Annotated in this window: 1 protein-coding gene; it reads left to right on the forward strand. The window is 66.2% G+C overall.

Going from position 1 to position 370, the window contains the following annotated elements; all coding sequences use genetic code 11:
* Positions 1-370 (forward strand): biotin carboxylase N-terminal domain-containing protein (locus tag TW83_RS18310; protein WP_045984218.1); only part of this gene is annotated, 370 nt, incomplete at both ends.

A 370-nucleotide genomic window follows, 5' to 3' on the forward strand; every position in this document is an offset into this window, starting at 1 on the left:
ATTCCGACGCCGACCGCAATGCGCTGCATGTGCGCATGGCGGACGAGGCCGTCCATATCGGCCCGGCCCCCGCCAACCAGTCCTATATCGTGATCGACAAGATCATGGACGCGATCCGCCAGACCGGCGCCGAGGCCGTCCATCCCGGATACGGCTTTTTGTCCGAGAACATGAAGTTCGCCGAGGCACTGGAGGCCGAGGGCGTCGTCTTCATCGGCCCCCCGTCCGGCGCGATCGAGCAGATGGGCGACAAGATCACCTCGAAGAAGCTGGCGCAGGCTGCGGGGGTCAGCACGGTTCCGGGTCACATGGGCCTGATCGCGGACGCGGACGAGGCCGCGGCCATCAGTGCCCAGATCGGCTATCCGGT

Origin of the sequence: Paracoccus sp. S4493, from assembly GCF_000967735.1 — a bacterium.
GTDB classification, from domain to species: domain Bacteria; phylum Pseudomonadota; class Alphaproteobacteria; order Rhodobacterales; family Rhodobacteraceae; genus Paracoccus; species Paracoccus marcusii.